This window comes from Syntrophales bacterium, assembly GCA_030018935.1.
GTDB lineage: Bacteria > Desulfobacterota > Syntrophia > Syntrophales > CG2-30-49-12 > CG2-30-49-12.
On the sequence record JASEGZ010000052.1, the window covers coordinates 1 to 12,681 of the forward strand.

Below are 12,681 nucleotides of genomic sequence, written 5' to 3' on the forward strand. Positions count from 1 at the left end.
CAAAGCATGACTTGACATAATCTTTCCTGTGGGCTATACTTCGGATAGCCTATAGGAGGTGCAATCATGGTGACAAAGATTCAGAAATGGGGGAACAGTCAGGGGTTACGCCTTGCCAGACAGGTGCTTGAGGACGCGTGCATTTCGGTCGGCGACGACGTTGATGTATCCGCGCGGGATGGTGTGATTGTTATTGCTCCCGTGAGGCGTATCCGCGGCGGACAGAGCCTGCAAGAACTGGTGTTACGCATACCCCAGAACTACGAGTCAGGAGAGGCTGATTGGGGCGGACCAGTTGGCCGGGAGGTGTGGTAAGTGAGACCTTACGTTCCGAAGAAAGGGGACTTCGTTGGCGTTACATTCGACCCACAGTCTGGTCACGAGCAGAGGGGCCGTCGCCCTGCCCTGGTTGTGAGCAATACCCTGTTTAACGAACGAACGGGCCTTGCAATTGTTTGCCCCTTAACTACGACAGATAGGGGCTACCCTTTCCATGTGGCTGTAACGGATAACCTCGACATAAGCGGATTTGTCATGGTTGAGCAAGTGAAGTCCATCGATTTTCGTGCACGTAAGGCTAAGCTTATAGGGAAGGCTTCGGGCGGGATGCTTGACGCGGTTCTCTCCATTCTTGATGCCTGCATTTATTAAAGGCCGAACCAGTCATTCAAGCCGACCGGGAATTCCTTCTGTGGCTTACAACATCATCTCCGGCCCGGCGGCTTAACTCTACGTTAGGCGAAACGCCGGCAAAAAAAGAATGGAGGTAAGTCATGAATGAGATGAAAGGAAGAATCGGAACAATGATGGTGGCACTGGTTACAATCGCATTATTAGGTGGTTGTGCAGACATTGCTCAAAAGGTAAGACAGGAAACAGGTATTCCTGTTACAGGACCTTTAGCGAAGATTATGGTATTTAATGGGGAACTTCTGCCAGGTCAGGTTGGTAAAGCACGTGGTGAGGCGATGTTACCTACGATTAATGTGGGCGGATCAATCGTGCTTACTGCAATGGGTCGTGACCAAAAGGATAATGATATAGGGATAGGTCCTACTTGGTCACCAACTAACCCCGGGGTTGTGGAGATTACGCCAACGATAGGCCCCACAGTAACCATTAAGGCTTTGAAAAAAGGAAGTACAGATATTTTGATAGAATTTTCTGGTATAAAGAGGAAATTCGAGACTATCTACGTCGAGTAACGAAATGATGGCGACAGTAAGCCGTAAGGCTTCAAAACAAAATGCCGCCGCATCGCCTAACACGGGCTTTGCGGCTCACTCCGCTTGCCCAAATGTTTCGCACTTCGCAAAGCCCGAAACCGTTGGGCGCGCACACGAATTGAAAGAGGGTAATTCAAATGGCAACAATAAGTGAAGTGGTAAGAAAATGCAAAGCGGCTCTTGAAAGCCATTATGGTTCTCAGCTCAAGGGTCTGATTCTGTATGGGTCTGTAGCACGCAACCAAGCTGACTCAATGAGTGACATTGATTTGCTCGTTTTGTTAAGCAAACCCTTCGACTATTTTTCAGAACTGCGTCAAGTTATAGATGTGCTGTATCCCATCCAATTAGAGTCAGAGCAGCTTATTTCTGCCAAACCCGTTCCTCCGGATGAATTTGAGAGCGGAAGTATTCAACTCTATCGAAACGCAAAACGGGAAGGAATACTGGTATGACGTCAGAATACGAGCAGGAAATTGCCGCCAATCTTGAACGAGCAGAGCAATCTATCCAAGCGGCTAAAGACCTGGCTGTCAAAGGCTACCACGATTTTGCAGCGTCGCGTGCGTATTATGCAGCCTTTTACGGAGCCACAGCGGTTTTGCTCAACGGGGGTTTGGATTTCAGCAAGCATAGCGGGATCATTGCTTCGATTCATCAGCGATTTGTCAAGACGGGGAAATTGAGCAAGGAACAGGGCAAGGATTTGAACTGGCTTTTTGAAATACGCAATGTTGGGGATTATGGGGGCACAGCACATGTGTCTCAGCCACAAGCGGAGCGGGCGATTCAGGCTGCGGAGAGTTTCTTGCGTGCTATCAAGTCCCTGCTCAACAGATGAACAAAGGCAAAACACCGCCTAACCAGACGCTCCACTGGACGGGGATTCCGCTGTTGCTTCATCCCCGCCAGTGAGCTCCAGCGTTATACTCATGGAGATTGTTTATGACAAAAAGAAAATCTGGCAAGCCTCGAAAGGAGATGCCAAAGAAATCCAAAAAAAGGATAAGCCCTGATTCCCCAAGATGTGGACTCTGTGGAAAGAGAGGAAAGCTGACCAAAACGGAATGCTGTGGTCAGTGGATATGCGATGATGAAGACAAATATGTTCTTTTCTCCTATGCCACGAATAGCTGTCACCGAAATCACAGGCGATATACATTGTGTGGTTATCACTATAATGAAGATCATGATGGCCATGATTGGCAGACCTGCCAGAAATGTCGAGAATCTATCGAGACGGAAATGTACGTTTGGTATGGCACAAATGAGTACAATTTTGAGAAATTAAAGGATATCCCTTCATATGAACCGACTATATGCGCCAAGTGCAATACCATTATTAAGCTCGGAGAGGGAGGGTATTCAATGAAAGGTGGGGAATATTTCTGTTATGACTGTAGCGATATCTCGTATTGATGATATTGAGTATAACAAGGCAATCAACCCGACGCCGGGATCAGGCTGTGGTTTCCCGCTTACTCTCGGCGGCGCGGGTTATCTCTACGTTAGGCTATAAATATAAGGAAAAAAATATGCCAGTAATATCAATGTTTTTCGGTATAGTTGTATCGCTTTACTTTATTGACAATAAGAAGCATAAACAGCCGCACATCCATGTGAAATATCAGAATAGCGAAGCTGTGATTTCAATCCCTGACGGTGAACTCTTTGAAGGAGAATTGCCTCCAGCCAAAATGCGATTGGTTTTGGCTTGGATTGAAATTCACAAAGATGAACTTATGGCTGACTGGGATTTGGCAGTTAGCGGACAGCAGCCGTTTAAAATCGATCCATTGAGGTAAACTATGAATCCAAGAGTGAAAGCAGTAAAGGCAAGAGATAACTATAAGCTTGAGATAATATTTTCCAGTGGGGAAGTCGGGATATATGATTGCAGTCCTTTGCTTAATTTCGGTGTATTCAGTGAGTTGAAAGACAAAATTTATTTTCAACAGGCGAGGGCGTCATATGGAACTGTAATATGGCCACATGAACAGGATATATGCCCTGACACTTTATATTTAGATTCTATAAAAATAAAAAAATCGCCTAACAAATCGCTCCAGCGGACTGGCACAAAAAGCCGTGCCAGCCGTTGAGCTTTGCCGTTAGCAGCCCCATGAACCATGTATGCCTAAAGGATGGGAGACAAAACAGAGGAAGTGAAATGAGAAGATTAATGTTTGTTGCGCTTGTGCTATCAATAATGTTCATTCTGCAGGCAGTTGCTATGGCATGTCAGTTTGACACAGATTGCAATCCAGGCAGTAAGTGTTTGAAAGCATCTGGTTCAATTTACGGCGTGTGTGGGTGGTATTTCTCCTGGGAATAGTAACGAATTGTTGCCCCTGCTTCCGGCGGGCCGGCCCCCTGTTAGGACAGGATAACCGCTATGTCTATCAGGACTTGCTGAGCCTGGATGAGGATGAATTCCGTCAATATGTCGAGAAGGGGATCATTGCCTAAAGACCCATTCCCCATACAATCTTCCCGCCAACGATAACCATTTCCACCTGTAGATCTCTTATCTCCTCAGGGCTCACCCCGGTAGGGTCGCCACTCAATACTATCAGGTCAGCCAACTTACCCGGTACAATAGAGCCCTTGATCGCCTCCTCAAAGGAGGCATAGGCGGCGCCCTGAGTGTACATCCCTACTGCCGCCAATGGCGGGATGCGCTCATCGGGCAGGAGTTCTTGTCCCGTCCTTGTCGTGCGGGAAACGACGGCATAGATGCCGGTCAGCGGTTCCGGGGAAACCACGGGGGCGTCTGAACCGGCGGATACCTTGAGACCCGCCTTGATGAGGGTAGCCAGAGGGTACAGATGCCGGAGCTGTTCTTCCGGCACCGTCTTGAGATACCTCTCGCCGTTATAGTAAATGAAAGCCGGCTGAGTGACAACAGCGATGCCGAGGGAGGCCAGTCGTTTCGCCATTGCCGGCCCGCATACCGAACAATGCTCTATCCGATGGCGGTGGTCACGGCGGGGTAATTTCTTGAGCGCATATTCTAGGGCCAGAAAGGCTGCCTCTACGGTAGTCTCCTCGAGGGCGTGCAGGGCAACCTGAAAGCCGGCCTGGTGAATCTCCAGGACCTTCCGGTTTAGCTCTTCCCGGGGTGGATTCAGGTAACCCTTGGTCTCATCGAGGATTATCTTTACCGCACCCAGTCTGAGCTGGTTATCGCCTGTCTGAGGAAGAAGTCCCTCCTCCCGATGCCGGTTGAAGGTTTCCACCCCCAGCATCATGCCCACCCTCGGCTTTAAGCGTTCCTCATCCTTCCAGCGCTGGAACATCTGCCAACGTCGGAGGTCATTGGAGGCAGAGGCATCCTGGACAGAAGTTATCCCCGAGGAGAGGAGCCTCTCGCCGGCCAGTCCTATACCTCGCTCTAACTCGTGATCATTCAGTGACGGCGCCACATTTGTCAGGTAGTCACCCATGCCGTAAAGGACGCCGTTGGGCTCACCCGTCTCCAGGTCCCGCTCAATCATGGCGCCAGGCGGCTCCGGGGTCTCCCTGGAGATACCCGTAAATGTCAGAGCCAGGCTGTTCAGCACGTGGGCATGCCCTGAGCGGTGGGTGAGCTTTACAGGGTGGACAGTTGTCGCCTCATCCAGGTCCTTGCGCGTCGGATGCCGTTTCTCCCTGAGGTAAAATTCGTCGTACCCCCTGGCTCTTATCCAGCTTCCCGGTGGTAAATTCCCGGATAATCTCCGAATCTCGCCTTGAATATCAGAGATGGAATTTACCGACGGGGGGATAAGGTTGGGGACAAGCAGGCTTTCGGCAAAGGCGACAAGGTGGCAATGGGCATCATGGAAACCGGGAAGAACTGTCCTGCCGTTTAAGACGATAACCTCTGTTCCCGTACCTCTAAGCGCGGGAAGGGCTTCATTCGTCGCTACGGAGAGGATCATGTCATCCCGCATGGCAACCAGTTGAGCCCGGGGACAGGCGGGATTCAATGTGAGCACATTACCCCTTGCCAGGATGAGATCGGCCGCTAAGTTACCCATAATCTACGTGTAGCTCCCTAACCTGGATAAACCGGAAAAGTGCCTAAAGTTGAAACTTAAAAAATTCACTTTAGCTCCCTAATCAAGTTCAGCCATATGGGCGATGATCCCGGGAATTATATAGGTTGCCAGGTAGCGGCTGGAGCCGCCGCAGAGGATAGTGATCAATCTGCCATGACAAAGGGCGTCGGCGGTTGCCTTGATTATTCTGGTAATTTCCAGATGGCAGTCCCTGGTCAATCCCTTATCGCCATACTCTCCCCGGGTGGCATCGTAACCGAACTCCCAGAAGATGAGTTCGGGGCGGAAGGCGTTTACCCGCGGGACAAATTCCCCCCTCAGCTTTTGCAGTAAAGCTTCATCCTCTATACCACAGGGGATAGCTACATCAACATTATTGTTCCCGTCACTGTAGTCCTGGAAGCAGAAGCAGATATGAAGCACTTCTCTATCCTGGCCGAAGATATCCCTGGTACCATCGGCATGGTGGCTGTCGGTATCCACAATGGCAAATCTGTTCATCCCCCTTTCCCTCAGGGTAGCAATAGCTACAGCAGCGCCGTTAAAGTAGCACATCCCGCCGAAATAGTTCCGGCCGGCATGGTGATCACCAAAGCCGGTAAAAACAAAGGCGTTATCAATATTCCCCCGGTATATCTCCAGGGCGGCCTGGACAGTTACCCCGGCGGAGTACGAAGCCCCCTCAAAGAGCCCCCTCCCCATCCGCTTCACCAGGTTTATCATCTCCTGCGAGTGTACCTTCAACAGTGTATCCTCAGTTGCAGGCATCACATAATTGGCGCCATCTGGAAGCCGGTATACCCCGTTGTAATAATTAACATTCTCTTTATCCAGGATATCAGCAAGGGCCTGGGGAAAGTCCACCAATCTCTGACCCTGGAAATGCGGCAGGAAAATACCGTTTCTCTTTCTCTGTAACATTTTTATCCCTTTATCCTCTTATCTCCTCCAGCCACGAGTTAAGCCTGCTGTAGAAAGCAAGCGCTTTTTCATCAATCGGCCGGGGCTGCATGAGGTATGCTTCCGATGGATGGTATAACTCCTCCTCGCCGCAGGGATGCATAGCAAGAAACGTATCTCTTATACCGTCCCATTCTTTGTTCACTGGTAGCCCCAGTTTTTCCAATCCTAAGTCCAGGGTGGCATCAACTAAAACAAGTCTCCCCTCTATATCCACTTTACAGGCAAGGTGATAGCTTACGGGCATTGCTTCGGCCAGCTTCCTCAGCTCTGGTGGGTAAAGCAGTCCAAACTCGTCCCACCTGAAGGGATAAACCGCATACAACACCTCCAGACCAATCCTTTGATACATACTGCCCAACAGGAGATGCTTTGGCGTGCATGAGCCCTTCCCAAGCTTGAACATATCCACGCATCGTTCGGGGTTATCGAGATCAGGGGTGATGGCATAAGGTATGTCTCTTATCATGCAGTAAATAGTTATCAGCACATCCCTTGCACTCTTGCCCCGCGCCCACTCGTGTAACTTATGGTCAATGATGTCAGTCATAATCAGGTGTTAAATTCTAACCTCCTTGAGACTCTCTGTCAAGCTAACCAGTTAACCAGGCATAAAGAACCGGATCTGAAAATTTAGACGGTAGATCGGGGTACTATTTTCATTGACAGGGCCCATGTTTTTGCATATCCTTCAATGGCAGTCAAATAAGAAAAGGAGGTATAGGGAAACATGACAAGACCACTCGATGGAATTCGCGTTCTCGACTGGACAATATTCCAGCAAGGTCCGGTGGCTACGGCGATGCTGGCGGACCTGGGAGCTGATGTCATCAAGATAGAGCACCGGGTTGAAGGCGACCCGGCACGGGGGATGATGAAGATGATCGGCACCCTGATCGGGGGTGGTGTGGGACGTAACCCCTACTATGAGAACAATAACAGGGGAAAGCGGTGCATTACCATTGACCTGGGCAAGCAACCGGGCAAGGAACTCATCTACAGGCTGGCAGAAAAGTCTGATGTCTTCGTGCATAATTTCCGGATGGGGGTCGCCGAGAGGATGGGCCTGGATTATGAAACCCTCAAGAAATACAATCCCAAGCTTATCTACGTCCATGCCTCCGGCTGGGGACCAAAAGGCCCCGACGCCTCTGATCCCTCGGCTGATTATACCGGCGTAGCCCGTTCGGGGATTATGTTCATTGCCGGGGAACCGGATATGGACCCACAGATGGTGCAGGGTGGCATCGGCGATCAGATGGGAGCCGTTATGACGAGCTGGGGTGTTCTGGCAGCTCTACTCGCCAGGGAACGCTTCGGCATCGGGCAAAAGGTGGATGCCTCTATTTTAGGCGCCATGTTGCAACTTCTCGGGCTGGTTGTCTCCATGCGCTGCATTTCCAAAATACCGTCCATGAGAATTGCCCGTAAAAAGGTGGGCAATCCCCTATGGAACCACTATAAGTGCAAGGATGGTAAATGGATTGCCATGGCTCACCTCCAGCCGGACAAATTCTGGCCTAATGTATGCAAAGCAATGGGTCTGGAAGATCTGGAAAAAGACCCCCGGTTTGACAGTATGGATACGAGAAACAAGAATGCCGGGGAACTTGTCCAAATCCTCGATGACACCTTCATTACCAAAACGAGAGGGGAGTGGATGGAGGTCTTCAAGAAAAATAATATCATTTATTCCCGGCTTAATAACATTGACGAACTTGAGGATGATCCCCAGATATTGGCCAATAATTACATCACCGAATTTGACCATCCCACCATGGGCAAGATAAGGGAGATGGGCTTCCCCGTTATCTTCAGTGAAACGCCGGCGTTTATAACCCGGCCCGCTCCTGAGTTCGGCGAGCATACCGAAGAGATCCTGCAGGAGATCCTCGACTATAGCTGGGAGGACATTATAAAGTTAAAAGATGAAGAGGTAATTTAAACATCCCGTATTTTCCGGTAGTGCCCCTATAATAGTTGATATATCCTGTAATGTTGTGAACTATAGCGACGCTCACCACTCCTTGGCCAGGATAATGAGGTAGTTTATAAAGAACTGATGGGTTACACGAGTGAAGATATTGTCCGATTAAGAGCGGAAAAGGTTATCTAATTCAGGGGGTACAGAGGTCAGGGATCAGAATTGCCCTTCAATCCTCGCTCCTCGTCCCTACGTGCTATCTGAAAGGAAGTTAGATTGGTATGACTGAAAGGTTGCTGATTGATGGTAATGAAGCGATAGCCCGGGGAGCTATAGCTGGTGGCTGTAACTACTTTTTTGGTTATCCCATTACCCCTCAGAATGAGATCCCGGAGTTTATGTCCCGGGAGTTACCCAAGATCGGGGGAGTTTTCGTTCAATCTGAATCTGAGGCTGCCTCGGTCTACATGGTATATGGCGGCGCCCTTGCCGGGGCAAGGGTGATGACTTCTACCTCAAGTCCCGGTTTTAGTTTGATGCAAGAGGGGATTTCCTACATTGCCGAGGCAGAGGTGCCGGCAGTAATAGTTAATGTCATGAGGATGGGACCAGGGATAGGTACCGGTGGTCAACATGGCCAGACAGATTATCGCCAGGTCACCAAAGGTGGCGGACATGGCGCCTACCGCTGCATCATACTTGCCCCTTATTCCAGCCAGGAGTGCTTTGACTATATGCAGCTTGCCTTCCACCTGGCGGATAAATACAGAGTACTGGTTTTGGTGCTTACCGACTTCATCATCGGACGTATGGCAGAGGTGGTCGAGCTGAGGAAATTAGAGTTTGAACCCCCGCCCGAGAAGGACTGGGCTCTGAAGGGAAAGGCTTTTAAGGGTGGCAGGCGAAGATGCTACGTTTCTGCCGCTTTCAGCTACGGGGGGGTACCTCCCCGCTATTACCATCACATGGCCGAAGTGTATCAGAAGATAAAAGATGAAGAGATCAAGCATGAAACTTACAGAGACGAGGATGCCGTTCTCCTCTTGTTAGCTTATGGTTCGTCAGCGAGAATGGCAAAAAGGGCAGTAGATATGGCCCGGGCCGAAGGTCACAGGGTAGGACTGTTCCGTCCCATAACCCTCTGGCCCTTCTCTGAGGAGGCCCTTCGTCAAGCGGCCTGCCGGGTAGGAAAGGTCCTGGTGGTTGAGGACAGTCCGGGTGAACTCGTGGAAGACGTGAAGTGTATCTGCCAGGGGAAAGTCCCCGTCCATCTTCTCGGTATATGGGGCCGTTATACACCCCAGGGCGATATAATGACCGGGGGATCGGGGATCATTTACCCGGAAAACATCTTAGAGAAAATAAGAGGCTTGATATGACAGAGAAAATAGTTAGCCGAAAGAAGGTCTGGGGAACACCAAAGTTAAGGGTTCCTCTCCCCTTCAGTTTTTTCTGTCCCGGCTGCCATTATGGAATAATCGTACGGCTGATCTGTGAGGTACTTGAAGAATTAGGAATTGAAGGCAGAACTGTAGGTCTTGCTGGTGTCGGTTGCAGCTTCGGGCCCTTTCCCGTTTCCATTGATGTTGACTTTACCTCCTGCCCTCATGGACGCGCCCCTGCGATGGCAACAGCCATCAAGCGTATCCACCCCGAGACTGTTGTCTTCACCGTTCAAGGAGATGGGGATCTGGGATCTATCGGCCTGGGTTGCTTTATGAATGCCTTAATCCGCGGGGAAAAACTCACCACTATCTTCCTGAACAATGCCTGTTACGGAACGACAGGAGGTCAGATGGCCCCCACTACCCTGATAGGGATGAAAACCACTACTACTCCCGAGGGACGAGACCCCAGGACAGCAGGTTTCCCTTTACACACCGCCGAACTGGCAGCTACCATGAAAGGCGTGGCCTATTCCGCCCGTTGCACTGTCCATAGTCCGGCTAACTTTCGACGAGCCAGGAAAGCCCTGAAAACGGCCTTTCAGAAACAGATAGATGGTATTGGCTATGGGTTTGTGGAGTTCCTTTCCGCCTGTCCCACTAACTGGCGACTCAGTCCCCCTGATTGTATAAAGTTTATCTCTGAAAAGATGATAGCAGAGTATCCCTTAGGAGAGTTCAAGAACGTGGATGTTATCGAGCTACCAGAGGAGTGGAGGTAAAATGCCGTGGAAAAAGGTGAAGGCTATTTTGAACTTACCATCGCGGGACGCGGGGGACAGGGGGCCCTGATAATCGGCCGGCTTCTAACAGAAGCAGGGATGTCCATATACCGGTACGTTACGTACTTTCCCAACTACGGGGCAGCGATGCGGGGGGGCGAGAGCGAATGCACTGTCATTCTTTCCCACAGGGAGATAACCTCTCCGGCAATACTTCAACCTTCCGCCGTGATCTTACTCGGTCAAACAACCCTGGGAGAGTTTGAAAAAAGGGTGAAATCAAATGGTTTGATGATGCTGGACAGTTCTCTCGTGACGCAAAGGGTCAGCAGAGACGATCTGAAGGTAGGCTACCTCCCCGCCACAAAAACTGCCGCCGACCTTGGCAACAGCCGGGCAGCTAACTTTGTCTTTCTGGGTGCATATCTCGAGATGACAAAGGCAGTGCCACTCCCGCTTTGCGAGGAGGCATTGGAGAGGAAAATGGCGAACAAGGGAAATACGGCTTTACTTTCCATTGATAAACAGGCCATGAGGAAAGGGGCGGAGCTGGTCAGAGAAAAAAATCTTGACAGATATAGTTTTTTAGGTTAAATATAACTTACCGCTTGGATCCGGCTGCGGACTGGGACGGAAGGTTAAAGAGTTTGATTTACTTGGAATGTATTAGCCTCTCGTCTTCGACGTAGGGGCTTTTTTTATGGGACTTATGATTTATGAAAATTGTCCGATCTATAAAAGAGATGCAGTCATTTTCCGAGTTCTCGAGGAATAGTGGTAAGAAAATCTCCTTTGTTCCCACGATGGGGTATTTCCACGAAGGACACTTGAGTTTGATGAAAGAAGGGAAAAAACGGGGAGAGTATCTGGTAGTCAGCATCTATGTCAACCCGATGCAGTTTGGTCCCGGTGAGGATTTTGCAAGGTATCCGAGGGACTTTGAAAGAGACAGAAAACTTGCCGAGGATGTGGGAGCCGCTGTGATTTTTTGTCCTGAAAACGAAGAGATGTATCCGGAACAGTATCAAACCTTCGTGGATGTGGAAGAGGTAACCAAGAACCTCTGTGGGTTTTTGCGACCGGGTCATTTCCGGGGCGTTACAACAGTCTGTACAAAGCTCTTCCACATTGTTAAGCCCCATGTAACGATATTTGGCAAGAAAGATTTCCAGCAACTTATAACTATTAAACGGATGGTGCAGGATCTTAATATCGTCTTAGAAGTCGTTGGTATGCCTACAGTGAGGGAAGCTGACGGTCTGGCGATGAGTTCGAGAAACGTCTACCTGAAGGCCCATGAGAGGGAATCAGCGTTGAGTTTAAGCCGCTCTCTCATTATCGCTAAGGGACTTTACGAAGATGGAGAAAGGGATGCGGGAAAGATACTGGGAGAGGTCGAAAAGTACATAAAGAGATATCCCCATACCATCATTGATTATGCAAAGATCTGTGACACGACCACACTGAAAGATGTGGAATATCTGGAAGGTGAGGCGGTTTTAGCCCTGGCGGTTAAGGTCGGGTCAACGAGACTGATAGACAATTATGTGTTCGGGGAAGCCCTCGACATGTAAATATAAGGAAAATCAAATTACGGGAAGGATTTTTTTCTTAAGGAGGAAGGTGATTACCATGCAGAGAATTATGCTAAAATCAAAACTCCACAGGGCCACCGTGACTGATGCCAACATTGATTATGAAGGCAGTATAACCATTGACGAATCTCTGATGGAGGCTGCGGATATCTTGCCCTATGAAAAAGTAGACATATATAATGTGTCCAATGGCGAGAGGTTTTCTACCTATACGATGAAGGGCAAGAGGAACTCCGGCATAATATGCCTGAATGGAGCAGCAGCCAGAAAGGTTTCCAAAGGTGATAGTATAATTATTGTTAGCTATGTCCTTGTTGATGACGATGCTGTGAAAGAATGGTCTCCGAAATGTATACTTCTGGACGATAAAAACAGGATCAAGGATACCACGACAAAATAATCCCCATGACCTACCTCTCTGAGTAAAGAGTAAAGTAAGGTAATAAAGAGGGACTAATAAAGTAAAGGGGGACGCCCTTAAGAAAGTAAGTATCCCTAGCGGAAGTTTCCTAGTTATGAAACACAGAAATTGTAATCGCTTGAATATCAAGGGCTTGCGGGTTTTTAAAGTATTATATAACTAAATTTGGACTAAATTAGGGTTGACCACCGCATAGTTCTGTAAAGTCTTCTTTAATTGCTCTTTGAAAAATCAAAAATAGTTCAACAAATCTTTGGCCATATTGTATTATATAGCTATAGCGACCATAAGAGGTGGAGGCTACCCAATATAAAGGCTTGGAAGGGGAGAGGTTTAAAGGGGTAA

General features: G+C 49.1%; 17 protein-coding genes. 14 read left to right on the forward strand and 3 right to left on the reverse strand.

Translation table 11 applies throughout. The features are described from left to right. The first annotated feature begins 66 nt into the window (after positions 1–66). The 8 genes from QMD03_08825 (at position 67) to QMD03_08860 (ending at position 3,695) form a co-directional block, all read left to right on the forward strand. Positions 67–315, forward strand: a complete 249-nt coding sequence (locus QMD03_08825) for a hypothetical protein (protein MDI6777314.1) — start codon at positions 67–69, stop codon at positions 313–315. Continuing rightward, the gene (locus QMD03_08830) at positions 316–651 is read left to right on the forward strand and encodes a type II toxin-antitoxin system PemK/MazF family toxin (GenBank protein MDI6777315.1); all 336 of its coding nucleotides are present in this window, start codon (positions 316–318) and stop codon (positions 649–651) included. 122 nt (positions 652–773) lie between these two features. After that, positions 774–1,205, forward strand: a complete 432-nt coding sequence (locus QMD03_08835) for a hypothetical protein (GenBank protein ID MDI6777316.1) — start codon at positions 774–776, stop codon at positions 1,203–1,205. Positions 1,206–1,363: 158 nt separating this feature from the next. Then, positions 1,364–1,681 (forward strand): nucleotidyltransferase domain-containing protein, encoded by a 318-nt coding sequence (locus QMD03_08840; GenBank protein ID MDI6777317.1) that lies wholly within the window; start codon positions 1,364–1,366, stop codon positions 1,679–1,681. After that, entirely contained in the window at positions 1,678–2,067 is a 390-nt protein-coding gene (locus QMD03_08845; GenBank protein MDI6777318.1) for a HEPN domain-containing protein, read from the forward strand. The genes QMD03_08840 and QMD03_08845 overlap by 4 nt, the downstream gene beginning before the upstream one ends. Positions 2,068–2,171: 104 nt before the next feature. Continuing rightward, positions 2,172–2,645, forward strand: a complete 474-nt coding sequence (locus tag QMD03_08850; protein MDI6777319.1) for a hypothetical protein — start codon at positions 2,172–2,174, stop codon at positions 2,643–2,645. A gap of 116 nt (positions 2,646–2,761) precedes the next feature. Further along, entirely contained in the window at positions 2,762–3,031 is a 270-nt protein-coding gene (locus QMD03_08855; GenBank protein MDI6777320.1) for a DUF4160 domain-containing protein, read from the forward strand. Between the two features lie 469 nt (positions 3,032–3,500). After that, a complete protein-coding gene (locus QMD03_08860) occupies positions 3,501–3,695 on the forward strand; it encodes a hypothetical protein (protein MDI6777321.1) in 195 nt (64 codons plus the stop codon). On the opposite strand, the gene QMD03_08865 is transcribed toward QMD03_08860, so the two are convergent. From QMD03_08865 to QMD03_08875, 3 genes are all read right to left on the reverse strand, one after another. Further along, the gene (locus tag QMD03_08865; GenBank protein ID MDI6777322.1) at positions 3,692–5,248 is read right to left on the reverse strand and encodes an amidohydrolase; all 1,557 of its coding nucleotides are present in this window, start codon (positions 5,246–5,248) and stop codon (positions 3,692–3,694) included. The genes QMD03_08860 and QMD03_08865 overlap by 4 nt on opposite strands. A 78-nt stretch (positions 5,249–5,326) precedes the next feature. After that, positions 5,327–6,190: a hypothetical protein gene (locus QMD03_08870; protein ID MDI6777323.1), complete on the reverse strand. Its 864-nt coding sequence runs from the start codon at positions 6,188–6,190 to the stop codon at positions 5,327–5,329. A gap of 10 nt (positions 6,191–6,200) precedes the next feature. Beyond that, on the reverse strand, positions 6,201–6,779 hold the full coding sequence (locus QMD03_08875) for a hypothetical protein (GenBank protein ID MDI6777324.1): 579 nt from the start codon (positions 6,777–6,779) through the stop codon (positions 6,201–6,203). A 180-nt stretch (positions 6,780–6,959) separates the two neighbouring features. Between QMD03_08875 and QMD03_08880 the strand changes: the two genes are divergently transcribed. The 6 genes from QMD03_08880 to QMD03_08905 all read left to right on the forward strand — a co-directional run bounded on the left by QMD03_08880 (position 6,960) and on the right by QMD03_08905 (position 12,315). Beyond that, positions 6,960–8,174: a CoA transferase gene (locus QMD03_08880; protein MDI6777325.1), complete on the forward strand. Its 1,215-nt coding sequence runs from the start codon at positions 6,960–6,962 to the stop codon at positions 8,172–8,174. A 260-nt stretch (positions 8,175–8,434) separates the two neighbouring features. After that, positions 8,435–9,532, forward strand: a complete 1,098-nt coding sequence (gene vorB, locus QMD03_08885) for a 3-methyl-2-oxobutanoate dehydrogenase subunit VorB (protein ID MDI6777326.1) — start codon at positions 8,435–8,437, stop codon at positions 9,530–9,532. Further along, positions 9,529–10,320: a thiamine pyrophosphate-dependent enzyme gene (locus tag QMD03_08890; GenBank protein MDI6777327.1), complete on the forward strand. Its 792-nt coding sequence runs from the start codon at positions 9,529–9,531 to the stop codon at positions 10,318–10,320. The genes vorB and QMD03_08890 overlap by 4 nt, the downstream gene beginning before the upstream one ends. A gap of 6 nt (positions 10,321–10,326) precedes the next feature. After that, the gene (locus QMD03_08895) at positions 10,327–10,914 is read left to right on the forward strand and encodes a 2-oxoacid:acceptor oxidoreductase family protein (GenBank protein MDI6777328.1); all 588 of its coding nucleotides are present in this window, start codon (positions 10,327–10,329) and stop codon (positions 10,912–10,914) included. Positions 10,915–11,036: 122 nt separating this feature from the next. Then, positions 11,037–11,894: a pantoate--beta-alanine ligase gene (gene panC / locus QMD03_08900; GenBank protein ID MDI6777329.1), complete on the forward strand. Its 858-nt coding sequence runs from the start codon at positions 11,037–11,039 to the stop codon at positions 11,892–11,894. A gap of 58 nt (positions 11,895–11,952) precedes the next feature. Continuing rightward, a complete protein-coding gene (locus QMD03_08905; protein ID MDI6777330.1) occupies positions 11,953–12,315 on the forward strand; it encodes an aspartate 1-decarboxylase in 363 nt (120 codons plus the stop codon). Positions 12,316–12,681 lie beyond the last annotated feature (366 nt).

What these genes read in the sequence shown, in the direction of transcription:
- QMD03_08825 (MDI6777314.1), top strand. Translation starts at nt 67, where the DNA reads ATGGTGACAAAGATTCAGAAATGGGGGAACAGTCAGGGGTTACGCCTT.
- QMD03_08835 (MDI6777316.1), top strand. Translation starts at nt 774, where the DNA reads ATGAATGAGATGAAAGGAAGAATCGGAACAATGATGGTGGCACTGGTT.
- QMD03_08840 (MDI6777317.1), top strand. Translation starts at nt 1,364, where the DNA reads ATGGCAACAATAAGTGAAGTGGTAAGAAAATGCAAAGCGGCTCTTGAA.
- QMD03_08845 (MDI6777318.1), top strand. Translation starts at nt 1,678, where the DNA reads ATGACGTCAGAATACGAGCAGGAAATTGCCGCCAATCTTGAACGAGCA.
- QMD03_08850 (MDI6777319.1), top strand. Translation starts at nt 2,172, where the DNA reads ATGACAAAAAGAAAATCTGGCAAGCCTCGAAAGGAGATGCCAAAGAAA.
- QMD03_08855 (MDI6777320.1), top strand. Translation starts at nt 2,762, where the DNA reads ATGCCAGTAATATCAATGTTTTTCGGTATAGTTGTATCGCTTTACTTT.
- QMD03_08865 (MDI6777322.1), bottom strand. Translation starts at nt 5,248, where the DNA reads ATGGGTAACTTAGCGGCCGATCTCATCCTGGCAAGGGGTAATGTGCTC.
- QMD03_08870 (MDI6777323.1), bottom strand. Translation starts at nt 6,190, where the DNA reads ATGTTACAGAGAAAGAGAAACGGTATTTTCCTGCCGCATTTCCAGGGT.
- QMD03_08875 (MDI6777324.1), bottom strand. Translation starts at nt 6,779, where the DNA reads ATGACTGACATCATTGACCATAAGTTACACGAGTGGGCGCGGGGCAAG.
- QMD03_08880 (MDI6777325.1), top strand. Translation starts at nt 6,960, where the DNA reads ATGACAAGACCACTCGATGGAATTCGCGTTCTCGACTGGACAATATTC.
- vorB (MDI6777326.1), top strand. Translation starts at nt 8,435, where the DNA reads ATGACTGAAAGGTTGCTGATTGATGGTAATGAAGCGATAGCCCGGGGA.
- QMD03_08890 (MDI6777327.1), top strand. Translation starts at nt 9,529, where the DNA reads ATGACAGAGAAAATAGTTAGCCGAAAGAAGGTCTGGGGAACACCAAAG.
- panC (MDI6777329.1), top strand. Translation starts at nt 11,037, where the DNA reads ATGAAAATTGTCCGATCTATAAAAGAGATGCAGTCATTTTCCGAGTTC.
- QMD03_08905 (MDI6777330.1), top strand. Translation starts at nt 11,953, where the DNA reads ATGCAGAGAATTATGCTAAAATCAAAACTCCACAGGGCCACCGTGACT.